The sequence below is a fragment of the Lentzea aerocolonigenes genome (assembly GCF_000974445.1).
Classification (GTDB): Bacteria; Actinomycetota; Actinomycetes; order Mycobacteriales; family Pseudonocardiaceae; genus Lentzea; species Lentzea aerocolonigenes.
Window position 1 is genome coordinate 214,408 of sequence record NZ_BBOJ01000022.1, and the last position, 23,405, is coordinate 237,812.

24 protein-coding genes are annotated in these 23,405 nt (G+C 67.0%); 10 read left to right on the forward strand and 14 right to left on the reverse strand.

Going from position 1 to position 23,405, the window contains the following annotated elements:
- Window positions 1-21: 21 nt before the first annotated feature.
- The 5 genes from AOM45_RS37360 to AOM45_RS37380 all read right to left on the reverse strand — a co-directional run bounded on the left by AOM45_RS37360 (window position 22) and on the right by AOM45_RS37380 (window position 4,736).
- On the reverse strand, window positions 22-834 hold the full coding sequence (locus AOM45_RS37360; protein WP_051784174.1) for a methyltransferase domain-containing protein: 813 nt from the start codon (window positions 832-834) through the stop codon (window positions 22-24).
- A 442-nt stretch (window positions 835-1,276) separates the two neighbouring features.
- Complete coding sequence (locus AOM45_RS37365; RefSeq protein ID WP_051784186.1) at window positions 1,277-2,434, reverse strand: ABC transporter permease; 1,158 nt, start codon at window positions 2,432-2,434, stop codon at window positions 1,277-1,279.
- On the reverse strand, window positions 2,427-3,110 hold the full coding sequence (locus AOM45_RS37370; RefSeq protein WP_030470456.1) for an ABC transporter ATP-binding protein: 684 nt from the start codon (window positions 3,108-3,110) through the stop codon (window positions 2,427-2,429). The genes AOM45_RS37365 and AOM45_RS37370 overlap by 8 nt, the downstream gene beginning before the upstream one ends.
- Entirely contained in the window at window positions 3,107-4,165 is a 1,059-nt protein-coding gene (locus tag AOM45_RS37375) for an efflux RND transporter periplasmic adaptor subunit (RefSeq protein ID WP_063757122.1), read from the reverse strand. The genes AOM45_RS37370 and AOM45_RS37375 overlap by 4 nt, the downstream gene beginning before the upstream one ends.
- Window positions 4,158-4,736, reverse strand: a complete 579-nt coding sequence (locus AOM45_RS37380; protein ID WP_156094125.1) for a hypothetical protein — start codon at window positions 4,734-4,736, stop codon at window positions 4,158-4,160. The genes AOM45_RS37375 and AOM45_RS37380 overlap by 8 nt, the downstream gene beginning before the upstream one ends.
- Window positions 4,737-4,827: 91 nt before the next feature.
- Here AOM45_RS37380 and AOM45_RS37385 point away from each other — a divergent pair, with 91 nt between their 5' ends.
- Window positions 4,828-5,520: a response regulator gene (locus tag AOM45_RS37385; protein WP_030470453.1), complete on the forward strand. Its 693-nt coding sequence runs from the start codon at window positions 4,828-4,830 to the stop codon at window positions 5,518-5,520.
- Complete coding sequence (locus tag AOM45_RS37390) at window positions 5,510-7,258, forward strand: sensor histidine kinase (protein ID WP_035911974.1); 1,749 nt, start codon at window positions 5,510-5,512, stop codon at window positions 7,256-7,258. Before AOM45_RS37385 ends, AOM45_RS37390 begins: the two co-directional genes overlap by 11 nt.
- Before the next feature lie 993 nt (window positions 7,259-8,251).
- On the opposite strand, the gene AOM45_RS37395 is transcribed toward AOM45_RS37390, so the two are convergent.
- The 7 genes from AOM45_RS37395 to AOM45_RS51335 all read right to left on the reverse strand — a co-directional run bounded on the left by AOM45_RS37395 (window position 8,252) and on the right by AOM45_RS51335 (window position 13,249).
- Window positions 8,252-8,755, reverse strand: a complete 504-nt coding sequence (locus AOM45_RS37395; RefSeq protein WP_030470451.1) for a hypothetical protein — start codon at window positions 8,753-8,755, stop codon at window positions 8,252-8,254.
- Entirely contained in the window at window positions 8,755-9,372 is a 618-nt protein-coding gene (locus AOM45_RS37400; protein ID WP_156094124.1) for a NucA/NucB deoxyribonuclease domain-containing protein, read from the reverse strand. Before AOM45_RS37400 ends, AOM45_RS37395 begins: the two co-directional genes overlap by 1 nt.
- An 88-nt stretch (window positions 9,373-9,460) precedes the next feature.
- A complete protein-coding gene (locus AOM45_RS37405) occupies window positions 9,461-9,817 on the reverse strand; it encodes an RNA polymerase-binding protein RbpA (RefSeq protein WP_081902442.1) in 357 nt (118 codons plus the stop codon).
- A gap of 56 nt (window positions 9,818-9,873) precedes the next feature.
- Window positions 9,874-10,476, reverse strand: a complete 603-nt coding sequence (locus tag AOM45_RS37410) for a GNAT family N-acetyltransferase (protein ID WP_308202644.1) — start codon at window positions 10,474-10,476, stop codon at window positions 9,874-9,876.
- Window positions 10,477-10,485: 9 nt separating this feature from the next.
- Window positions 10,486-11,217: a lasso peptide biosynthesis B2 protein gene (locus AOM45_RS50085; RefSeq protein WP_081902437.1), complete on the reverse strand. Its 732-nt coding sequence runs from the start codon at window positions 11,215-11,217 to the stop codon at window positions 10,486-10,488.
- A complete protein-coding gene (locus AOM45_RS37415; RefSeq protein ID WP_030470447.1) occupies window positions 11,214-13,040 on the reverse strand; it encodes an albusnodin/ikarugamycin family macrolactam cyclase in 1,827 nt (608 codons plus the stop codon). The genes AOM45_RS50085 and AOM45_RS37415 overlap by 4 nt, the downstream gene beginning before the upstream one ends.
- A 68-nt stretch (window positions 13,041-13,108) precedes the next feature.
- Window positions 13,109-13,249, reverse strand: coding sequence for an albusnodin family lasso peptide (locus AOM45_RS51335; protein ID WP_162185713.1), 141 nt, complete (start codon window positions 13,247-13,249; stop codon window positions 13,109-13,111).
- Between the two features lie 1,211 nt (window positions 13,250-14,460).
- Between AOM45_RS51335 and AOM45_RS37425 the strand changes: the two genes are divergently transcribed.
- Window positions 14,461-15,765 carry an NsdA family TPR-like regulatory protein gene (locus AOM45_RS37425; protein ID WP_051784171.1) on the forward strand — a complete coding sequence of 435 codons (1,305 nt, stop codon included), beginning with the start codon at window positions 14,461-14,463 and terminating at the stop codon, window positions 15,763-15,765.
- Between the two features lie 5 nt (window positions 15,766-15,770).
- Here AOM45_RS37425 and AOM45_RS37430 read toward each other — a convergent pair whose 3' ends face one another.
- A complete protein-coding gene (locus tag AOM45_RS37430) occupies window positions 15,771-16,784 on the reverse strand; it encodes an NAD-dependent epimerase/dehydratase family protein (RefSeq protein ID WP_030470444.1) in 1,014 nt (337 codons plus the stop codon).
- Between the two features lie 569 nt (window positions 16,785-17,353).
- Window positions 17,354-17,755: a helix-turn-helix domain-containing protein gene (locus AOM45_RS37440; protein WP_030470442.1), complete on the reverse strand. Its 402-nt coding sequence runs from the start codon at window positions 17,753-17,755 to the stop codon at window positions 17,354-17,356.
- A gap of 527 nt (window positions 17,756-18,282) precedes the next feature.
- On the opposite strand from AOM45_RS37440, the gene AOM45_RS37445 reads away from it, so the two are divergent.
- The 7 genes from AOM45_RS37445 to AOM45_RS37475 all read left to right on the forward strand — a co-directional run bounded on the left by AOM45_RS37445 (window position 18,283) and on the right by AOM45_RS37475 (window position 23,376).
- Complete coding sequence (locus AOM45_RS37445; protein ID WP_030470441.1) at window positions 18,283-18,603, forward strand: hypothetical protein; 321 nt, start codon at window positions 18,283-18,285, stop codon at window positions 18,601-18,603.
- Window positions 18,600-19,076, forward strand: a complete 477-nt coding sequence (locus AOM45_RS37450) for a hypothetical protein (RefSeq protein WP_156094121.1) — start codon at window positions 18,600-18,602, stop codon at window positions 19,074-19,076. The genes AOM45_RS37445 and AOM45_RS37450 overlap by 4 nt, the downstream gene beginning before the upstream one ends.
- A gap of 82 nt (window positions 19,077-19,158) precedes the next feature.
- A complete protein-coding gene (locus tag AOM45_RS37455; protein WP_030470439.1) occupies window positions 19,159-20,502 on the forward strand; it encodes a hypothetical protein in 1,344 nt (447 codons plus the stop codon).
- Window positions 20,499-21,086, forward strand: coding sequence for a zinc finger domain-containing protein (locus tag AOM45_RS37460; protein WP_030470438.1), 588 nt, complete (start codon window positions 20,499-20,501; stop codon window positions 21,084-21,086). Before AOM45_RS37455 ends, AOM45_RS37460 begins: the two co-directional genes overlap by 4 nt.
- On the forward strand, window positions 21,083-21,841 hold the full coding sequence (locus AOM45_RS37465) for a DUF7341 domain-containing protein (RefSeq protein ID WP_030470437.1): 759 nt from the start codon (window positions 21,083-21,085) through the stop codon (window positions 21,839-21,841). Before AOM45_RS37460 ends, AOM45_RS37465 begins: the two co-directional genes overlap by 4 nt.
- Before the next feature lie 588 nt (window positions 21,842-22,429).
- Window positions 22,430-22,903 carry a hypothetical protein gene (locus tag AOM45_RS37470; RefSeq protein ID WP_030470436.1) on the forward strand — a complete coding sequence of 158 codons (474 nt, stop codon included), beginning with the start codon at window positions 22,430-22,432 and terminating at the stop codon, window positions 22,901-22,903.
- A gap of 182 nt (window positions 22,904-23,085) precedes the next feature.
- A complete protein-coding gene (locus AOM45_RS37475; RefSeq protein WP_156094120.1) occupies window positions 23,086-23,376 on the forward strand; it encodes a hypothetical protein in 291 nt (96 codons plus the stop codon).
- Window positions 23,377-23,405: the final 29 nt, after the last annotated feature.

Below are 23,405 nucleotides of genomic sequence, written 5' to 3' on the forward strand. Positions count from 1 at the left end.
CGACCACCGGAGTCCTCTGACCTACGACGCCAGGCGGGCCGTGGTGACGAAGAAGATCGCCGTCGCGGTGAAGGCGTTCCGGCGGGAAAGATCGCCCAGGTCGTCCTTCCACCGCGCCGCCGCCTCCTCACTGACAGCGCCCTGGGTGAGAGCCGCCGTCAGAGCCGGCTCCAGCACCACGCCGAACGCGGACGCGTGGTCGTTCAGGTTCGCCATGACGGGAACGACGGAGATGTCGGTGAATCCGGCGTCGGCGAGGCTGTAGGCGTTGTGGGTACCGGCGTGGGGATTCGGGACGGCCGCGCAGAACGCGTCCTTGACCACCTCGGTCGTCTCCGGGATCCGCGAACTCACCACCAGCGACGCGAGATCGGGGTCCGCGAGCACGATCGTCCCGCCCGGCCTCAACACCCTGCGGGCCTCGGACAGCGCCACGGCGGGCTCGGGGAAGTGGAGGAAGGTCCGCTCCGACCGGTACCACGACAGTTCAGCGTCCTCGAACGGCAACTCGAAGGCACTGCCCCTGACCACGTGACAGTGCGGGAACCGGGCCAGAGCCGCGTCGACCATGGCCTGACTGCTGTCGACCCCGACAGCGTCCTTCCCGAGCCGCACGAGATCCGCGACGGCACGTCCGGCGCCGCACCCGATGTCCGCTCCCCTGCTCCCGGCGACCTCCACGGCGCGATAGGTGGCCTCCCGCACCGCACGACCGCTCTCGCTCTCCTCCATCTTCTGCAGATAGGCGATGAAATCCTCGGGGACGGCAGAGGAATCGACGTCGTGGAAGTGCGCGGCAATGCTTTCGGCGGTGCGTGGTCCAGTGGTTTCCACGTGCTGCTGTCTCCCGTCATGAAGGTGCCCGATGCTTCAGCGCAATGAGGTTTCGCAAGTTTTACCGACAGCCCCAACTTAGCGCACTCCTACGGGGATTGACAGTGATTCAAGAGGGTTCGAGAACACGCGAACGGCCACCTCGGCCGGCATCGGCGCATGCGCTTGTGGCTGGTCATGACCCCTTCGTCAGCGCCCTACCCGCCCGCATCCCCAGCACGTCGCCGAATGAACACGAGCGTGATGTGAACTGACGAAAACCCGATTAGCACCGGACATCACGGAAAAACGCACGCCCTCGTGAAGGAACTCTCCGAGAGTGCGGACAACAACGAGCCGACGTCTCCTGACGACCACTTTCGCCGAACTGCGGGACGCCCACATCTCGGTGCAGAAATCCGGCGCGCTGACCGGAATGCCCCGCCGTCGGTTGGTGACCTTCTCAGGTGGCGAGGGCTTCGGTCGGCATCACCCCGGCCGCCCGCATCGACGGGTAGAGCCCAGCAACCACTCCGATCAGCAACGCCCCGGCGCAGCCTGCGGCGAGGAGTCCCGGCTCCAGGACGACGGGCCAGTGCTGCCGGGTGGCGTAACCGGCTGCCGCGACCGATCCGAGCAGGGTGCCGAACAGGCCGCCGAGCCCTGACAGCGCAACCGACTCGGTGAGGAACTGGCCGAGGATCTGGCCGCGGCGCGCGCCCAGGGCACGGCGCAGGCCGATCTCGCGGCGGCGTTCGAGCACCGAGATGACCATGGTGTTGGCGACCCCGATCCCGCCCACCAGCAACGCCACCCCTGCCAGGCCCAGGAACAGGCCGGACAGCGCGGTCTGGGTGACGCGTTTGGCCGCCAGCGCGTCCGATGGCTTGGTGACCTGCACGGCGTCCGGCCGGGCCGGGTTGACCGTGGCGGGCAGCACGGCGCGGACGTCCTCGACCGCCGACTCGGTGGCACGGAGGTAGATCGTGCTGGGATGGCCGCCGAACCCGAGATGGCGCTGTGCGGCCGGCCAGCCGACCAGCACCGACCGTTCCAGCTCCGGGTACAGCGGCATGGGTGCGAGCACACCGATCACCGTGAACCAGGTGCCGCCGACGTAGATCTGCGGCGCTCCCTCCGGCCCCACGCCGAGCCGGGTGGCCGCCACCGCGCCGAGCACGGCGGTCGGGAACGACTGCGTTGCCTCGTCCAGGAAGCGGCCCGCCTGCATCCGGCCGTTGACGGCGGGGAGCAGGCCGAGTTCGGCGGCCTGCACGCTCACCCCCGACACTTCGGACGGGTCCGACCGGTCCGAGCGGGTGACCTGCGCGGTCGTCTTGCCCACCGAACTCGCCTCGGTCACCGGGGCGATCCGCCGCACCATCGCCGGCGACTCGACCGGCAGCGGCACGGGCGGTTCGATCTTGCCGGGAGACGACACCGCGAGAACGTTGGTGCCGAGGGCGGACAGTTCGTCCAGCAAAGCACGCTGGCTGGACGCGGGGATGCCGGTGACGAGCACGAGGGTGGCGATGCCGATCGAGATGCCGAGCGCGGACAGGGCGGCACGGGCCTTGCGCGCCCGCAGGCCGATCAGTCCGGCGGCGATGAGATCACGCATGCGCACGCTCCGAGTCGGCCACGAGTCTGCCGTCGCGGAGTTCGACCCGGCGCGGCAGTCGCGCGGCGATGTCCCGGTCGTGAGTGATCACCGCGATGGTGGTGCCCTCGGCGTTGAGCGTCGCCAGGAGGTCGATCAGGGCGGTCCCGGTCGCGGTGTCGAGCGCGCCGGTCGGTTCGTCGGCGAGCAGCAGAGCGGGTTCCTTGACCAACGCCCGCGCCACCGCGACGCGCTGACGTTCACCACCGGAGAGCTGACTCGGCAGGTGCCCGGCGCGGTGCGTGAGTCCGACGCGGTCCAGCGCCGCCAGCGCGAGCTCCCGGCGACGCCGCCTCGGCACACCGCTGTAGAGCAGGCCGATGATCACGTTGGCCGTCGCGGACAGGCCCTCGATCAGGTGGAAGTGCTGGAAGACGAATCCGATGAACCGCCCGCGCACCGCGGAGAGTTCGGCATCGGGCAGCGCCGCCACGTCACGGCCGTTGATCTCGACGCTGCCTGACGACGGCCGGTCGAGCGTGCCCATGACGGTGAGCAGGGTGGACTTGCCGGAGCCGGACGGCCCGACGATCGCGAGCAACTCTCCCGCGTGGATGCTCAGGGTGACGTCGTCGAGCGCGACGACACCACCGGGGTAGGTCTTGCTCACGCCCCGCACCGCGAGAACAGGGGTCATGACGCGACCACGACCTTCAGGCCTTCGGTCACGTCCGGGCCGCTGACCTCGACCATGCCCTTGGCGAACAGCCCGGTGGCCACCGGGAGGAGCCGGCCTTCTGGCAGCTGCAACGCGTAGCCACCCTGTTTGACCGCGAGCAGCGCGCCGACGGGAACGGCCAGCACGTCGGCCTTGGTCTGCGCGGTGAACGTGACCTGGACCCGGCCGGAGTCGGCTGTCCCGTTGGCTGGAGGCTCGTCGAAACCGATGAGCACGCTCATCTTGGCCGGTGTCGAGCTGTCGGTGCCCGCGGCCTGCTCGGGCGCCGTGACCGCGCTGACCTTGCCCGGTGTGGTGGTGCCGTCGGCGAGTGTGATGGTCACCGCGTCACCGGTCTTGACGCGGGTGGCCGCGGCGGCGTCCAGCTCCACGGTCACCGCCTTGGCCGTGCCGCTGACCGTCATCAGCGGGGCCGAGGCGCTGTCGCCGAGCTGGGCCTGCACGGCACCTACCCTGACCGGTCCGTCGAGGACGACCGCGTCACCGACGTCGAGCACTCCATTGGGCTCGACGCCGATCGTCTTCTGATAGCGCTTGATCGCGTCCACCAGGGACGAGGTGAGCGCGGTCTCCTTCTTCACCCCGGACTTCGGCGCGTCGAGGCGGTACCCCATTGCCTTCAGGTTGTCCGCGACCACGGTGACGTCGCCCCCGATCATGCCGATCGAGTCGAGCTTGCGGTACAACGGCGTGCCGCCGTACATGAGGGTGATCGGCTTGTCGTCGACCGAGTACAGCCGCTCGCCCTGGGACACCACCGCTCCCGGCTGGGGCAGCCAGGTGACCAGGCCGGGCTTGGTGGTCTTGAGGGTGCGCAGCCTGCCGTAGCCGAGCGTGCCACCGACCGTGTCGGACGTGGTCAACGTCGTTTTGGTGACCGTGGTGGTGGATCGCGTTTCCGCGCCGGTCGCCTGAAGGGCCGGTGCGGCGGAACGGGCAGGCCAGAGATACCACGTCGCCGACGCCACGGCGATCACCGCCAGCGCCGCGAACACCGTCCTTCTACTACCCACCGTAGGCCTTCTTGCGGCAGTCGAACTCGATCTTGGTCTGCTGGTCCTGGGACATGGTCGGTGTGCCGTCGTAGTTGTAGCCGCCGCCGTTGGGCAACGGGGTGACCTTCAGGCCGTTGTCGTTCAGGCACTTGATCTCGACGCGGTACTGGTCCAGGTAGCGGGGGTTGGTGTCGGGGGACAGCAAGGGGTTCAGCAGAGGCCGCAGGATGTCGCACTGGGCGAACGCGTCCTTGTAGGTGGTGTCCTTGCCGGCGTTTCCCTCCTGGGTCGGGAAGGTGACCTCAACCTGGTCGTTGCGCTTCGAGAAGGTCGGCACCCCTTTGGCGGCCAGGCATTTCCCCCACGTGTTCCACCAGCCCCACAACTCGGCGTCCGTGGTGTCCAGCGTTTGCTGCGGATGCTTGTCCGGGCCCTTGGCCGGGGTCGCATTCGAGGGTGCCGAGGAGGGAGCGGGTTTGTCGGGAAGTTCGGCGACGGACGGCGTTTCGGGCGCTTTCTGAGCGCATCCCGTGAGCACGATCGTCAGCACCGCGGCGCCCAGCGCCGCAGGTCGGGAAGAGCTGGTCATGCCGGAAAGCCTGGCCAGCGGATGTGAGGATCTTGTCAGAGCGAGGTGCCGGTGGTGTCTGACCTGATGTGCCTGCCCATAGAGTGGCGGCATGTGCGCTCACGTGCTGGTCGCCGAGGACGACCCGAACCAGGCGCAGGTGATCGGGATCTACCTCACGGCGGAAGGCCATTCCGTCACGGTGGTGCACGACGGCGCGATCGCACTGACACGGGCCCGTGAACAGCAGCCGGACCTGCTGGTGCTCGACGTGATGCTGCCGGGGATGGACGGTCTCGACGTCTGTCGTGCGTTGCGCGCGGAATCCGAGGTGCCGATCCTCGTCCTCACCGCCCGCTCGTCGGAGTACGACCTGGTGCGAGGACTCGACTTCGGTGCCGACGACTACCTGACCAAGCCCTACAGTCCCCGCGAGCTCACCGCCCGCGTGCGCACGCTGCTGCGCCGCGCGAAACCGAGGGAGCTCGCGGACCGAGCGCAGGCACATCGGCTGGGTGACCTCGTCGTCGACCCGGTACGGCACCAGGTCACGATCGACGGCATCTCCGTCGAGTGCACGTACGGCGAGTTCCAGCTCCTGGAGGTCATGGTGCGGCAGCCGGACCGGGTGTTCACCCGGCAGCAGCTGCTCGAGCTGACCAGGGGTACCGACGCGTACGTGACGCCGCGGATCATCGACGCGCACGTGCTCAACCTGCGCAAGAAGATCGAGCGCGATCCGAGCAGGCCGGCCCGTCTGGTGACCGTGTTCGGCGTCGGCTACAAGCTGACCGATGGCTCCTAGGATCCCGCTGCGCCGCACGCTGGTGGTGCGGCTGACGGCCATCTCGGTGCTCATCGCGATCGGGTCGATCGCCGCCACCGCCTGGCTCGCGGTCACCACGACGACACGGGAGATCCAGCAGGAACGGGGAGCGGCGCTGTCGAGGGCGGCCACCGTCTACAACGACCTGCTCGGCTTCGCCGCCAGGAACCCGCGCTGGTCCGACGCCGCCGAACAGGTGAGGGTCGCGTCCGTCCGATCAGGACGCCGAGTCGCGGTGACCACAATGGACAGACAGCCGCTCGTGGACTCCGGCGGGAAGGAGCCGCTGTCACTGCCGGCCGAGGCCAGCGCGGTGATCGACCCCTTGAAGGTCGACTCGGAGCTGGTGCCCGACATCGGGCCGGACCACGTCGATCCCCGTGCGACAGGGCCGTTTCAGCTCACCCCCGAGGAACGGGCCCGGCAGCAGACGCTGGCCGCGAAAGTGACGTTCTGCCTGCATGGCGATGGCGTGCGCTACCAGGTGCGGGAGCTGCCGACAGGCCGCGTCAGGATCACCGCCGCCCCCGGCTTCGACAACCAGGTCAGGCTGCTCAAGTGTGGACTGGAGGAACTCCAGGCTCCGACCACCACCGAGAAGGCCGCCCTCGCCCAGCTGAACGACCTGCTCCACGCCTGCCTGCAACGCCAGGGCCTGCCCCCGGCCGCGGTCGGCCTCGACCTCACGCCCACGTCCGGAAACGACACCCTGGCCAACCGGTCCTGTGTGGACTCGGCACGACGTCAGCAACTGGCGGCGTTCGTCGCGCCGCCCGCGCTGCTGTTCGTCCTGGATCCGGCTACCGCGCACGGCAACGAGCTCACCCTGAACCGGGACGGCTGGGTGCGGATCGCGCTGGTCGTGCTGGCGGTGGTCGCGGTCGCGATGCTCGCGATGATCTTCGTGTCGTCCAAGCTCTCCCTGCCACTGCGCGGACTGACCGCGGCGGCCGTCCGGGACGAGCGCGCTCCGGTGAGCACGCGTGACGAGATCGGCTATCTGGCGCAGGCGTTCAACTCACTGCAGGATCGCCGCCAGGATCTCGACGAGCAGCGCCGCCGGATGGTCGGCGACATCGCCCACGAGTTGCGCAACCCGCTCAACACCATCCGCGGCCGCCTGGAAGCGGTGGAGGACGGCCTGTTACCGCTGGACCGCGGGCTCGCCTCGATCGTGCTGGACGAAACGCTGCTGCTCCAACGAATCGTCAGCGACCTGCAGGACCTCGCTGCCGCCGACGCCGGACAGCTGCGCCTGAATCCCGAACCGCTGCGCCTCTCCGACATCGTCGACCAGGTCGTCACCACCCACCGTGGAGTGGGAACAGCCCGGCTGACCGGCTCGACGGCAGGTGATCCGGTGATCGTCGCCGACGAGGCACGCCTGAGGCAGGCTCTCGGCAACCTGGTGTCGAACGCGCTGCGGCACACCCCCATCACCGGCGAGGTGACGGTGACCGCGTTCGTCGAGGGCGGCGAAGCGGTGATCACGGTGCGTGACACCGGCCCCGGTATCGACCCAGGCGACCTGCCGCACGTCTTCGACCGGTTCTGGCGAGCGGATCGATCGCGGGCACGGCACACTGGCGGCAGCGGACTAGGTCTGCCCATCGTGCGACACCTCGTCGAGGCCCACGGCGGCAGCGTGACCGCCGAGTCGCCGGGCGGGGCGCTGTTCACCGTTCGTCTCCCGCGAGCAGCAGAGCTGTCGATCTGACAGCACAACTCCGTGATCTTCACCTGGGAATCGTCTGCGGAGCCGCTGGTCTGCGACACCGATCGCATCGCCCACCAGGATCCACGGCCGCCTGGGCGGTCGAACGCGCCTCGGACGGATTACGCAGCACCTGGCGGGTAGGCCCGCGTTGCTGCAACGGTTCGAAACGGCGCCACCGGCGGCGAAGGCGTTGATCGTGGCCGCGATGGACGCCCGGCGCACGTGGCACCAGAACGTCTTGCCGCTGTCCCTGGTGGCACGCGCGCCAACCGCGTACCCGCCTGGCATCAGTGGCACCAGCGGCCTGGCGACTCGTTGGGGCCGGCGATCGACTACGTGTCCGAGCCTCCGCCATTTCTGATCAAGATTCTGCGCGACCACCTCCAGCGGCACGACAGCGAGCTCGTGTTCACAGCGGACGATGGAACCTGTTTGTGGCGCAGCACCTTTGCTCAACGGATCCTTGAACCAGCCGTCAACGGCAACGAGGACAGGCCACGCACACGCGCCCGCACCGTTCCCATCCTGCCGGGCCTCACGTTCCACGGACAGCGTCACAGCCACAAACCTGGCTCAGCCGTCAAAGCACACCCACCGGCACCAGAACCAATCACTCGGCGACTCTCCGGTCCCGTTGCCTCATAACCAGACACAGCGACCCTCACCCCGTTGGTAAGAGGGACACCACATCCACGCAGGCCACCGACCCAGGAAACGATCATCCCTGGAGAAAGCCGCTCCAGAACCTCTCCACCAGAGCAGCACAAGGCGATCAAGAGGTGATCACCGGTGAAACACAAAGAAACCCCTCTGACCTGCGTAAACCGCAAGATCAGAGGGGTTCTCCGAAGAGTGGACCTGACTACACAGTATGAGAACTCTGTTGTAGCAGCTCAGGGGCCTGAACTGGCCATCAAGATCGTTGGACCCCGTGGCACCTGCCGCTGATTTGTGCTGGCCGGAGGGCGTCGCCCTTGCCCTCCGGCCCGACCCTCAGATCATGCTGTCCCAGCCGGGCCATGCCTTGCGGAGCTGCGGAGCGGACTCCTGGTCCCGTGGCCACAGGCGGAACCGATACGAGTCGAGGCCCTCCGCTCCCTCTCTGGCCTCCGTATAGCCCTGGCTGGAGACACGCGCCCGATAGCGCCCGGTCGGCACCTCAAAGTTCAGTGGATTCCAGCCGCCAGACGCCTCGAAGTAGAGCCGCCCGTCCGGTACGTCGAGATCGACATCGACCACCTGATCCCAGTTGTCGTCATCGTCCGGCGGCTCGGCTTCCCACACCTCGATCCGCATCGGAGCGTTCAGGTTCCACTGCACTGGGGTGAGGACGTCAACCAGGCCGTCAGCCACACCGACGAAGCGGCGCGTCTGATGGGCATCGTCGAGCGCTTTGAGTACCGATTCGCGCTCTGGATCGGGGGCAACGCCGTAGACGTAGACCTGACCGTGATCGATCTGGACTTCCACGTCCATCGTGGTGTTCGGGGAGGTCATCAGCAGCTCTGTCCCAACGCGATGTCGATGCCTTGGAACGGTCCGGGAGCGATCTTGTCCGGGTGGGTGATCACGACGAGAAAGTCATCTCCATCCACGATCCGAGCTGCGACGTACTTGGTACTCAGTGTGCCACCTTGGCACTGATTTTCACGTGCAGGCACCTCGTGCTCCTGCGAGCCCGCGCCGCCCTGCCTGGAGCTCGCGAAGGGGTACTCGTCGCACTGCCCGCCGTAGGGGCGGGGGAAGCTGGGCAGGCACACCTTCTTGCGGTTGTCCGCCTGACGCGTCGAGTCCTTCGTCAGCACGCCAGGGTGACCGGCCTTCCACGCGGTGGACACGTTGCGCGTGATGAAGGGCATCTTGGCCGCGTCGAGGATCACGAACTTCAGGTCCTCGCACGCCTTCTCTTCGAGGCTCTTCTGAGGGGTGCACCGGCTCACCTGCGAGGCCGCCGACGCCGCCACCATGAACTGGGTTTCGCCCTCACCCACGAGTTCGACGCCGCCGATGAGGTTCTTGAACCCGTCGCCGATCATCGTTCCTACCTCGGGCACCGCGACTGCCACCGCAGCAACGGCCACGACTACCAGAAGTGCGCGGCTCTTGACTGACACTGCATCCCCCTACTTCGATCACTCCGCGCAATCGTCACATTACGATCCGCTGAATCTGCGACGGATGGACGGTTATCGACCAATCGGACTAGTCGACAGGTGCGACAACGGCCCGCCGGTCTCGGCGGAGCTTCTCCAACGCCTCGTCCAACAGCACTTGCAGGTCCCAGATCGAACGCCGCTCCAGCAACATGTCCCAGTGCGTGCGCGGAGGCTTGAGGACTTTGGGCGTTGGCACGACCGCGAGCCGCTGTGACTCCCGGCCGTGACGTCGGCACTCCCACGTGTCGGGCAGCTCGGCATCGTGCGCGAACGGCATGTCGAATTGGTGACCTGCCGGACACTCGAAGCTCTCAACCTTTCGGACCGCCGAGCCGGCGCATTCCGGCTCGCCTGTCGCTTGGCTGGTCCCCCACGGCACCCGTCCCGCGAACACTCGGGACATCAATCCCCCTTCGGCCTTCGCCGAGGGCGGGCCGGAGCCCGCCGCTGCGGCGTCCCCTATCGCGATTCGTTGACTTGCTGCTTCACCACGGAGAGGCCGGGGAAGTCAGCAGGAATCGCGTCCATCAGCACTTCGTTGCACGGTTCGCCTGCCCAGTAACCAGACTGGCGACGCTCGCCGATCTGCCGGAACCCGGCCTTCTCGTAGGCCTTGACACCCGCGACGTTGGGCGCCAGCACTGACAGGTAGATGCAACGCAGGTTCGTCACATGGAAGCCGTAGTCCAGGGTGAGCCGGGTCGCGGCGCTACCGATCCCCCGACCGCGGTTCTCGGCAGGACCGATCAGGATGAAGAACTCGGCGCTGCGCTGGCGGTGGTCGATCTCCAGCGTCGTGGTGCCTACCGGCACGGGCTCGTCGCCCGACAGGTCGTAGATGGTGAACCGGGCTGAGTGCATCGTGTTCTTGACCTGGATCGCGACGTTGGCGATGCGCTCTTCCAGCGATTCAGGGGTCTGCTGGCCGTAGCCAACGCGCACCCGTGGGTCGCTCTCCCATCGCCAGTAGGACTCGGCCAGGGCGCTGTCGAACGGCCCGAGTCCAACCTTGCCGTCGCTCAGCCAGATGATCGGTTCGCTGGTGTTCTCGCTGATGGTGATCGTCTCCTCTTAGTTCTGTTCCGGAACGGTTTTCAATGGTGTGTATCGAAGCGTTGACGAGGGCTCCGCAACGGGCTGTCCGTTCACGTCCACCCAGCAGTGGAACCGAATGGGGTCTGCGGCCACGCCGTGGCACCATGTAGCCCGCCGTCCGGACAAGCTCAGCGCCAGCACGGCGGCAACAGATTCCTCAAGACACGCCACCCGACTCGGCACGAACAGCGCGACCCAACGCACTGCGTTCAGGACCTCGTCCGCGTGGCCGACGGTGGCCAGCTGAGCAGGTCGCCGGTTGACCCAGCTCAGCAAACGGAGAATCCGCGCCATCCTCCTGCGCCGCCGACCAACACGAAGCGTCCCCAAAACCAGCACCAGGGCCATCCCCGCAATCAACAACGCTCCTCGTGGTGCACGTCGCGGGCTGGACCATCCGGCTTGTGCCTCCTGCGTACCAAAACTCAAGGTCCACGACTGTCCGGCGACCGGCGCCGTCCACGGCGTGGGCGTCGCCGCCTCGATCAAGACTTCGGCCTGGCGCAATCGCTCGCACACGTCCATCATCGGCTGCGAGTCCAGGCCGTTCGACCTGGACAGATCACCTGTGGCTGCCAGTTCCGCCCACCACCGTGCCGACGGTCCGATCAGGGTGTGCACGCCGCCGGAGCGGTAGTTCACAACGACCGTGGCCGGGCCAAGATCGCACGCCACGATGTGCGCCGGGGCAGTGAGGTAGCGGATCACGAAGCATCTTCTCCGGCTCGCTGGGTGGGCGACCACTCGACGGGTTCTGCTGAGAACAAAGCCCGTAGCCACGCCTCGGCACTGATGACCGGGTCGACAGACTCGAACGCGCCCGGCACTCCGGCCGCAGCAGAGGAAAGCGCATGACGGAGCCTGGCGGGGTCGACCAGCCCGAGGGTGGCGAGATGCCCGTCGGCAAGCTCGTGAAGCGCGCCGAGGTTCGCCCGAATTCCCTGGTAGAAGTCGGACGTGAAGCTACCTTTCGTGGTACGCCTCGCAAGTGCAGGCGGAAACAAGTCCTCCATTGCGCGCCGCAGCACGGGTTTGTACTCGGCAGGCCCAGGCCGAGAATCCAACGAAATCGACAAGTACGTGTCGACGACGCGGGAATCAAGGAACGGGTTATGCAGCGGCACACCGTGATGTTCCGCAAGCTGTACGTCCGCCCTCGCAGTCCGGCCAACCACAGACATTGCCTCAGCGGCTACAAGCGACGTGAAGCCCGATCGAGGCAAAGGGGCCGAATGCGCAGCGATACCAGTGACCAGGGATGCTGCCAGTTCGCGAGCCTCGGCCGTGGACCAGCGCGGTTGCAACGCCACTGGGACCCAGTTGACCGCCGAGGCGTTTCGAGCGGGTGTGCCTGTGCGCCACGCTCGGGCAAGCGACCACAGCGCATTTGGTCGATCACTTCGAGCAGTGCGGATGGAGTCCGCGAGCAACGGCCACACCGCATAGCGGCGTAGTCGAGCCAAGGCAACAGATTCGGTCCACGCGCGGCGGAGCCGACGGCTAGCGACCAGGTCGGCGAGCATGATCGGCTCAGTGCACAGCAGACTGTCGCCGCCGTCTCCGGTCATGTGACAGTCGGTTCCGAACTGGTCGCGCATCCAGTCGAGCTGAGCAGCAAAGTGCTTGTACGCGATGGTGGACGGGGCGGGCTCGTCAGTGACCGGCACCGTGTCGAGAGCGCGGTACGGCTCGTATCCGGTGGCGCCGATCGGCATGAACCGGTGCGTGATGCCGGGGTGCAACCCAGCTTCACGGGCGTACCCGAGATCCCCCTCTGTGGTTGCGTCGGTGGCGTGGACGGTTACCCCGGTGATCGTCCTGTCAGGACACAAGTACTCGGCCGAGAGGAGAGCCAGAGTTGTGGAGTCGAGTCCTCCCGACAGGTCCACGGTGGGATTCTTCGCGCTCTCCACGCGCACTGCCGCGGCCAACGACAGTTCAACTCGAAGCTGGAACGGCAGGTCTCCCGAACGCGACTGCGGGCGCCACACCTGCTGAACGTCCAGCTGCCCGGTGTTGGACAGCACCACGCGGTGGCCGGACGGCGCCAGGGCGACGCCGGCGAACATCGACCGATCGTGCGACATCCGCGCGACGGCCGGAGCAAGCAGTTCGACGGCGAGTTGGTGGGAGTCGAGTTCCTGCGCGGTCAGCGCCGCCAAGGCACGCGAACTCGACGCCCAGTAGACCCCGTTGTCGGCGGCCAGGGTGTAGATCGGCCAGACCCCGCCGAGGTCAGTCCACACCGTCGTGGCCTCGTCGGTGGTCTCCACCACGGTGTATGCACCCGGCCAACGTCGCACGATGTCATCCGGTACGCCATGCGTGGCCAGACGCGCGAGGTCAGCCTCAGAGGCACCACACGAACCGACGACGGCAACACTCCGGCTGGCGGTCCGGGCCGTTCGGATCTCCTGTTCCTGCCGTGATCCGACCAGCCAGCAGTCGGCGACGTCGAACCACATTCTGCTGGAGTGTCGCGGTTCGCGTCGCGCTTGAGCTGGCCCTCGAAAGCCGCCGTACCAGAACATGTGTTTACCTCCCCAGGTGGCGTTGGTGCCCGGCTGGGCAGAGCCGGGCACCAACGCACACGAATGGATCAGCCGACCTCGCGGCGCTTGTTCTCGCGGCCCTCCCCAGGGCCTCCGAGCGTCAGGTCCGCGACGTCGCCGAGCTCGACCATCAGCTCCGGGTCGTCGTCCGGCGCTGCAACCACCTGAATCTGACCTGACCTGTTCATCCTCGCCATCCTCCTAATCCGGGCGACTTCTTCCGTCGCCTATTTCCTCTTGCTCCCCACCGTCGACTACAACAACTGCGGCAGGGAAAATCGAGGCGCTAGTCAAACTCGATAAGCGCTTTAGCCACTTCTTCCAGTGGTCCGACATGCCGATAGATCGCCGTCGACGGCGCGAACGGGCGAGTCCAGTTTCTGGCGGACGGGACTAGCAAGCCTGCCGAATAACCAGGCCCCCAAGCTGCAAGGGTGTCGATGCGATCCGCCCCGGCCCGGTACCACAACAGGCCATCGTCCTGCGCGGTCGTACTCGGCATTGGCAGCGACCGAAAGCCCGCTCCATACAGTTGCCTAAAGATCGTGTCTACGTCCACGGTTACCCCCAGAGCAATCCGAACCCGACTAACGCCGCAAGGCTGTCTGTGCACAGGAGACAACCGCGCCGATCAACGGAAGGACTGACAGGCCTTCTATCGGCGGGCAAATCCAGCGCAGCGATTCCGAGTCACAGCTAGGACTCGGCGGCAGCTGAAAAAGCGCGTTCGTGCCGTAGTGCCTGACGCCGCGGTGTTCCAGCGCTCCCAGGCTCGTGATACTTGGTGGCTGCGACTGGCAGAAGAACGCCCAATGGCGCGACGTGCCTTGGATCTCCAGGACAGCCGCATCCAACCCCAGCAGCTTCAACGAGTTGTTGACCTCACCCGCAAGCCCGCTCGGCATCGAAACGATGTCCACACGCTGGCCGCACAGGAGGTAGATGCTCGCACCCTTCGTGAGCACGGGCCAGTCAAGTCCGCTCGCGTAGAGGTGGGTAGCGGGAACCGGGGGGTGAGCTGCCACCGCGCCGCCACGAGACAACTCACCCCCCGACGAGGCCGGCGATGCCGTACTGGGGGTGCACCTCGCGGCCTCAGGGTGCAGTACCGACCGCGTGCCCGTCGGAGAGTGTTGGGCAACGCGTCTGCCATCGGTCTGCGTGGTCATGGAGAACTTCCTCGCTGTGCCGTTGCTCGACTCGAACCTGTGGGCATCGGCCGCATCGCGGGTGACGTTCGCAACAGGTCGCTTGCCAAGACACCAAGATGGTCGTTTGGGCCAATCATCGGCAGATCACGGACCGATCATCTGGTGATCATCTGGTGATCACGGCCCCGCGGGCGGGGCGAAGGCCGCCATTCGCCGCTTACTGTTGAGTCGACGACGGAGGTCGGAAGATGGCGCAGCCTGAACCGCGCACGCGGCTTGAGCAGCTCGTACAAGGTGCCACCATGACCGTGGCCGACTTCATGGCGAGCTACGCAGCCGCTGCTACTGAGATCGGCGAAACGGCAACGGTCAGCGAACCGCAGGCGAGGCGCTGGCTCAGAGGCGGCTCGTCAAGCCCGCTACCCGTTGCGCGCCGCGTGCTTCAGCACATGTGGAAGGAGCCAGTCGCGCAACTACTCGGGCCACCCGATCACGGCGCGGCGAACGTTGTGCCGATCGTCGAGTTGAGCGAGGAGGAATTGATTGTGAAGGCTGGTCGGGATTCCGTGGAGCACGCTGTCCAGGCTGCGTCTGCGCTAGACCCGTCCGCTCTTGAACAGCTTCACGCGGAGGCGCGACGAGCGGCCCATGCCTACTACGTCACGCCGTCGTTCGAGATGTTCACCGACCTCATGCAACTCCGGCAGGTGGTCTACACCCAGCTGGATCGCATCGAGAAGCCTCGGCAGAAGGCTGAGCTGTATCTGATCGCTGGCCAGGTGAGCGGACTTCTCTCGTCCGTTTCCTGGGACCTCGGCTATCCCGACGTCGCCGAGGAGCACGCTCGCGCTGCGCACACTTATGGATCGGTGATCGACCACCTGTCGTTGCAGGCGTGGGCGCGAGCACATCAGGTGACATGCGCGTTCTGGTCGGACCAACCTCGTCGGGCGGTCCGCATCGCGGAGGCTGCGTTGACGACGGCACCGAGTGGGACCGCCCGAGCGCGATTGCTGTCAGTTCAGGCGCGGGCACTTGCATTGATTGGCGCGCGAGATGAGGCAGCCAGCGCCCTCGACGCGGCCTCTGCTGAACTTGAGCGGGCGGGCAGTGATCCACTTCTTGACGAGGTCGGTGGAGAGCTGGGGTTCGACCGTTCGCGCCGCGCTTTGTGCGCAGGCGCGGTTTACGTGGCGCTCGGAGATGGGAACCGTGCCGAAGCGGAGGCGACCGCCGCCCTGGAACTGTTCGGTCAGATGCCCGACGACGTCAGGTGGGGAGCCGGAGAACAGGGTGCACGGATCGACCTTGGAACTGCACGGGTTCTTCGGGGCGACCTGGCAGGGGCAGAGGATGCGTTGGCGTCCGTGTTCGGACTTGAGCCTGACCGGCGCACCGAAGCGTTGGTTCGGCGCTTGACCCGCCTCGGCGGGGTGCTGGGGGCTGGACGATTCCGCGGCGCTGTCGAAGCTGGAAGGCTCGGTGAAGCCATCGAGGACTTCGCGGAGCGCAGCTTGCCCCGCACCGCTGCGCGCCGCGCCATCGGTTCCTGAGCGGTCTACCGGCCGCCCCGGCGTTCGGCCCATGCAGTCAGCACGGCGGCTTCTTGCTCTGGGGCGATCCCGAGCTCGCCCGCTCGCTCATGCGCGACCAACTCGCCGTCGTGCATCCAGTTCCACGTGTCCACGACGGTGTCACGTAGCGGCCTCGTTGTGAGCCCGGTGGCACGAGCACGCGAGGAGTCAACGTCCCAGGCTCCTGCGTAGGTGCGCCACAAGGGAAGCTCGGTCCATTGCTTGAGGCCTTGGCCGACCAAGTAGCTTTCGTCAACCCACACCGCTTCTGCCGAGGACTTCGTCACCTCGGCACACGCACCCAAGAACGAGCCGAACGTGTCCGTTCCTGGAGCAGTAACGTTGAAGACACCAGCTGGAGCGTCAAGAGCGAACTGTGCAACGTCGCGGACGTCAACCGGCTGGATCGACCGTCCTGGATCGCCAGGGCACAGGACTTGTCCGCCGCGCTCGAATCGTCGCAACCACCAGGGCAACCGACCGACGTACTCACGCGGGCCGAGGATCACGCCGGGGCGTAGGACGGTTGTCCGCTCTGGGCCGAAGGTCTCCAGGATCGCCCGCTCACAACCCGCCTTGCCGAACCCGTAGGTAGACGGTCCCGGATCACCGTCGTACCCATAGTCCGGGCCTGCGTCCGATGGACAATCGAGCACCGGGGAGTCATCGGTTAGTGGCTCGGTGGGCCAGCCCTCATAGACCGACACCGTGCTGACGAAGACGTAACGGGCCGCCGTGGACTCCAGGGCACGAGCCACGGCGAGCGCCTCGCGGGGGACATAGCCCGTCGTGTCCAGCACCAGATCCCAAGGCCCCTCGCCGGCCAGTCGCGCAAGGTCCGCCGCGTTGGTGCGGTCGCCGCGCACCAGCTTTACGCCGGCTGCGCCTTCCCCTGACTGACCACGCCGAAACGTGGTCACGTCGAGCTGCGCTGCGAGTGCGGCGTCCACCACCGCACGACCAAGGAACCAACTGCCACCCAGCACCAGTACGCCCATGCCGCCATCCTCGCGAAGATCAGTCGGTCGAGTCCAGCCGACACCGCCAGCGCGTGATTCACTGGATCTCGACGAGGACAAACAACAAAGTCCGTCACCAACGGTCGAACGTTAGCCGTCTTCGGCGCACAGTTCCTGAAGGCACTGGAGAAACGCGTCTGCTTCGCGTCGGGGCACCGGAACGGTGTTGGCCTTCCGCGGACCAAGCGCTTGCGGCAGTTCGTCGATGAGGCCCCGTTGTACGGCCAGCTCGCCGATCAGGTTGTAGAGGAACGCGGTGATGGGTGCGCCCTGTCGGATGTGCAGGACTCGGTTGCCGTGTCGGTCGGTGCTGATCGTCCAGTGCGGTCTCTGGCCTTCTACGAACGTGACAAGTGGTTCCACAAAGCACATCCCCCATCGTGCGGTCCGACGACGTTGTCTTCGAGCCGCTTCCCTAGCGCGTCGTCTGGTCCTCCCCGACGAGTAGACGCGCTGGACCTGGCCGTCGTTGGCTGGTCAGTCAGATTCGGAGGCCCCACCGTACAACGGTTGCGCCTTCAACCGCTTTGGCAACCCTGCAGGTCGTTTCAGGGGGACGGCTGGGCTGGGAACTTGTCGCGGAGTGCTTGGGCCAGCGCCAGCAGGGCGACGCGTCCGTCTGGGGTGAGTTCCTCGTAGAAGTCCAGGAGGTTGGCTTCCTCGATCTTGAGCGGGCGACCTTGAACGGGGAACTCGGAGTCGAGCGCGAAGGCCTCGCTGACCTCGTCGATGCTCGTCCCGAGTGCTGCGGCCAGGCGCTCCATGACGTCCAGGTTCAGGCTGCGGTGATCCCACTTTCCACGGACGTAGCGCGACAAGCTGTCGTGCGGCAGGTTGTTGCTTCGCTCGATCGACCTGATCGACCGCCCGCCCGCGTACTTCCGGACGAGTCTGCCGATGTGGGTCTCTCGGTTACCGGCGTTGTCGTTGCCCGGTTCACCTGTGGTCATGGTTGTCCCCCCGCGCCGTCCTGCGTCGTGCTTCCCCTGAGGCAGTCCGGCTGTACCCAGTTGCGAAGTGCGCCATTCCTACCAACCGGCGCACCCATAGGCCAATTTTCGACCATCCAGTGGACGACCGCGACCCGCCGTTGGTCTCGTCACGAACATCCCCACCGTTGTTCGGGGCCGAATCGTAGTGCAGATCGTGCCCGATCAGCGTCCGGATCACCCACTTGACCCACACCGCACGTGTCGACACGCTGCGCGACGATATGAACGAGTGTCGCGTTTTCGCTTGACGCTCTGGTGGAGTTCAGGCAACGTGGAATTGCAAGGTCAACAACTTTCGTCACGAGTCCTGGGGGGCTTCATGAGGAAGCGACGCGTTCACGGGCGTGTGTCGGCTGATGTGGAAGCGATGTTGTCGGCGTGGATGGCCGAGCTATCGAGGGCCGGATACCTGCGGGTGTCCGGCCGCGAGGGCCGCTGACCACCACAGCCCGCTTGTCGACCGCCCAGGGAGGGCGGTCATCGCGATGACCGAGAACAGCATCACCGTGTCCACTGTCCCAACCGTTGCGCTGGACGACCAGGCGCACGACATCACCCTGCTCCGCATCGTCGAGGAGCAGATCGGCAAGCTCACCAGCTTGCGCAACACGTTGCGCGGCACCGTCAAGGACCGCCTTGGCGATCGGGAGTTCGGCACCGTCAACGGTGTTCCCGTCGTCCGCTGGTCCAACGAGTTGCGCGTGACGATCTCGCCGAAGCTGTTGAGAGCACGGCATCCTGAGGTCGCGCGTGAGTGCGAGGAGATCGCACCCGTCCGGAAGTTCTGGTTGCTGGACGCGGCGTGAGCACCCGGAGGAAGCCCGGCCGGTCACGGGAGACCGGCCGGGCTCGCCCTGGGGATGCCCCGACCGTGCTGGGTGATCTCGCCGCCGAGGTCGCCAAGCACCTGATCGGCCTGCCGCTGGACTACGGCAGCACCGTCGAGCAGATCGCCGCCCTGCTGGCGGCCGAGCCGCGCAACCGCGCAAGCGTGTGCGCGGTGACGGCCGTGATCGTGGACGACGCGCTGCGCGATCCGTTCCGCGAGACCACCGCGAACCGCTGGCGCACAGGCATTCCGTCCTGGGTCGCGCCACCGATGGTGGGCGTGACCGTGCGGCGGATGCTCTCGCTGGACGTGCTGGTGCCGACCGGCCGTTACGTGCGCTCGACCGATACCAGGGGCAAGAACGGCGGGAAGCTGATGCGCGTCTACGCGCTCAATCTCGCCGCGCCCGCGCTACTCCACGCACGCGCCGCCGCGCACCCAGCCGCCTGAACCTCTGTCTTCGTTGCCGTGCACCGTCGCGCGGCCATCTCGTGCTGACCACTCGCCATTTCCGTTACGGGGGAACGTTTCTGTGGCACGCGACCACGCTCGCTTCTACCTGTCCATGTGGGACGACCAGGACTTCATCACCCTGTCCGCACTCGCCAAGATCATGTACGTCCAGCTGTGCATGCAACGCAAACTCGCCTACTCCGGCGAGCTCACCGTCTCGGTGAAGCGCTGGGCCAAGGCGCACCCGGACCAGAGCACCGACAGCATCCGCGCCGCGCTGGCCGAGCTGGACGCCGCCCGCTTCATCGTCGTCGACCACGACACCGACGAGCTGCTGATCCGCTCGTTCATCCGCTCGGACAAGCTCTACAAGCAGCCCAACGTCCTGCGGGCCGCACTGCGCTCGGCGTTCGAGATCGAATCGCCGTTGCTGCGCCGGGCGCTCGCCGCGGAGCTGCGGCGGCTGCCGGTCGAGATCACCGGGCCGTCTCCGGCCGTCGCCGCCGACGAGCTGGAGGCAGGCGCGCGGGAGCTGCCCGCCTCGGTCATGGCCGCGATGACCGTGCGCGGTACTGCCCGCACCACGCCCACCACTCCGGCCGACACCGTCACCACCGGCCCGGCGCCCACGCCCGACACCGCCCCGCCGACCGTGCCCACACCTGCGGTGAACCCTGCCGCGAACCCTTCGCCGAACCCTTCCGCGAACCCTTCGCCGCGAGGTAGGGGAGAAGGGAGTAGGGAGATGGAGCTTGGAGTAGTCCCTCTTACGTTGGTTAAAACTCAAGTGGGTGTTCCCGCGCCTGTGCCTGCGCACACGGACGCGGACACGCCCGCGCGTACACGCGAGGCCGCTCCGCTCGCCAGGGTTTCCGCCGAGGCTCCCGCTGTCGCCGGCGTGGAGGGCGAACTCGAGGCGTCTTCGGTGCGGCAGCTGCGCCGCCGTGAAGCCGAGAGGCTGGTGTCCGCCCACTGCCCACGTCAACCCCGGCAGGTCCTCGACCGCTTGCGCGGCGAGGTGATCGGGCTGTTGCGCGACGAGGTCGAGCCCGCGGCCATCGCTTCAGGGCTGCGGTTGTGGGCGGGAAAGCAGCTTTCGACGTCGATGCTGGCCGAGCTGGTCGGCGAGGCGATGCGCGCCCGCTGCACTGCCGCGTCGCCTGAGGCGCGTCGGCGGGAGCAGGTGGCGGCGGCGAACTGGGAGGCGATCAGGGCCGACGCGATCGCCGACGACGACACCAGCCCGATCGGGCTGGCGGTGCGTGGCGAGCTGCCCGGCCACGCCGATGCGGCGACGCTGGACGCGATCCTGGAACGCGCGCTGCACCAGGCCGCAGGGCTCGACACGCCAGCAGCCGACGACCCCGCCGATGAACCCGCACACGACGGCGCGGAGAGCGCGTTGACGGGGGCGGCGGCGTGAGCGAGCACGGAGCCCAGCAGCTCAACCGCAGTGCCATGCGGGCGCTGTTGGCGCACTACCGGATCACCGCCGACGACACCGCGTCCGAGGACGTGGTGACCGACTGGCTGCGGACGCTGTGGGGCCGGAGCGTCGGCGAGTGCCACGCGGCGTTGAGCTCGATGGCACCGAACCGGGTTCAGCGCGCCACTGCGGCCGAGGTCGCCCGGTTGATCGAGCTCGCGCGGTCCAGGCCGGCCGCCACGGGCACGCCGAGCTCGGCCAGGCCGCCGCTGCCGCGCGACAGGGTCGCCGACCAGGCGGCGGGCGCGCGGGGCGTCGGCAAGGTCTACGCGGCGATGGGCTGGAGCGGGCACGAGAAGCACGCGCTCGCCCGTTCGGTGCCGTGCCCGTTCTGCAGGGCGCTGGCCGGAGTTCCGTGCAGCCCTCTGACCCGCAACCGCCTGCGCCAGCGCGAGGTCCGCGACCGGGAGACCCGGATGCACCCGTCCCGGCTCAAGGCCGCGACCGAGCGCCAGCGCACCAACTCGACTTCGTCCGGCGCTGCCGCGTCCGGCACCGCCACGCAAGGAGCTTCCGCATGACCGCCGCACGCCAGTACATCGCCGACGAGGTTGTCCACACCGACACGGACTCTGTCCACACGGTTGTCCCCAGCCGCGACGAGGCCGCGACCGCCCGGTTGTCCTGGGAGGTCGCGGTGGACCAGCTCGTCCGGCCCGGCCTGCACGTCGTGCGCCGCGCGAACGGCACCACCGAGACCGCCGAGGTGCTGACCCTGCTGCGCCAGGTCGAGGAGGCCGTGTTGCCCGGCTCGGCGGTCTCGGGCAGGCCGTCGCAGGGTTCCCGTCCCCCGGCCAGTCTGGGCGCGCTGTCGCTGCTGGCCTCGATCCGGCGAGAAGTCCGCTTGTGCTGCCGTGGCCACGGACACGAGCTGTGGGCGACGCTGTCCGATCAGGTGCGGGCGTGGGGCGAGCACGCCGAGCACTGGCAGCACGCGGCACCGGACTACGTGGTGTGGGCCGCCGAGAAGTCCACGCGCTGGGTGGCGCAGGCCCGGCAGCTGCTCGACCCCGAACCGCGGCTTCCGCTGCGCGGCCGGGCCTGCCCGGTCTGCCGCGTCGACGTCGTGCAGGTCTGGTCCGACGACGAAGGCGACTACGTCCGCCGCCCCGCGCTGCGCATCGACGCCGACCAGGTGGAAGCCGTGTGCGCCGCGTGCGGGCAGCGGTGGGGCCTGGACGTGTGGGCGCAGCTCAACACGCTGCTGGACCAGCAGCTCACCCACGAAACCCTGGCAGTGACCGGGATCACGCCCGGCAACAGCCGAAGTAGTTGACCTTTAGTCGTTTCAGTCGGCATAATGGTCAGCACTGGGATACGTGTGCCCAGACCCCCCAACCCGATGCCCGTCGCGCCTCCCCCCCGGTGCGGCGGGCATCGTGGCGTTTCGGGACCACATCAGGCTTTCCAGTCCACGAAGACGCAGGCGCCCGTCCTCGCCGCCGTCTTCGTCCCCGCGGGCGGTGGCGCACCGCTGCACGTCGCGATCGTTCCCCGTCGCGCCGAGCGCGACGCCGCCGCCCGCACCCCGGCGTCCTCGTCCCGCGTACCTATGCCGGCCGCCGCGCTCAGGGTCGCTCGTCGCCGAGCTGCCCATCGACGCAGCCGCGAACCACGCCCTGGACCGCGCTCAACCGGCCGGGAACCGGCTTTTCAGCACGTGGTCCGCGACGAAATTTCTTTTGCCTTCGCGCCCACATTTCCGCAGGTCAGGAATGTGGACGACAAAGCTCTAAAATAGTTCTCCGCTCGCATTCCATTTGCTTGCCTGAATCCGTGAATTGGGAGATCATGGAATTGCAAGTGAGGGTGGCCCGGTGCTAGCACACCAGGCCACACCAGGAATGAAAGGAAACATGAGGCAATGAACCGCAGAAAGAGCCTGGCCGTCTGGATTTCATCCAACCCGGATGAGAGGCTTTTCGGGGCCGGATGCTTTGAGAGCAAGAACATCAGCAGCCTTGGTGAGCTGTGCCAGGTGATGTTGAACAACATCATGGCCATGTCCGAGGACAAGTTCAGCATCCGGCATTTCCCGAACAACCACGTTTCCCTGGTTGTGGGCAATGCCTACCCGCTTGAGAAGGGCTGGGAGTTCTACACCCCCGGCACCGATGCCCCCGATCAGGATGGCTCGTTGGGCGGGATCTACGAGTCGGCGATCAATCAGTACAACTGGTTCTGTCCCTGGGATGCCGAGAACCCGGATCTCAACCGGTTCATCCTGTGTGGAATCAGGTTCCTGGGTATGCCCGATTCCGGGCACATGACCGATGTGGGCAAGGTGGTCAGCCTGACCACCGGTGAGTGTGACTGCCAGTTCCGGACCGCCCGCTAGCTAGGGCAGGGACCGGGGGTGTCCCCTCACCCCCGGTTCCGTGTCCGGAAAGGCTCACCATGTCCCGCAAGGACACCGGCCGGAGGTATGGCTCCCTGTACGGCCGCACGCGGACCAAAGATTTCTCCGAGTTGGTCGACTGCATGTACAGGGTGCTCACCCGGTCGGTCAATCATGTGACCGTGCCGACAGGGACGGAATTCGCGCTCGTGCACAACGGTGAACAGAACATCGTGGTGAAGGTCCTGGGCCTCACCGACGAGTTCCTGTTCAACGGTGAGATGTACACCTGCGAGGCACAGGAGTTGTACGACTCGGTCGAGGAGTTCTTCGAGGCGTTCAACTGGACGCACCCGGATGACGGCCTTGACCGCCGGTTCATCTTCTCCGTGCATTTGCTGGACGAGGCGCAGCAGGCGGAACGTGAACACCCGTCCGGGGTGTTCCTGTCCTCTGCTTCTGCCGCTTCCTGACCGCCGTCTCACGTGCGAGGAGGCCCGGC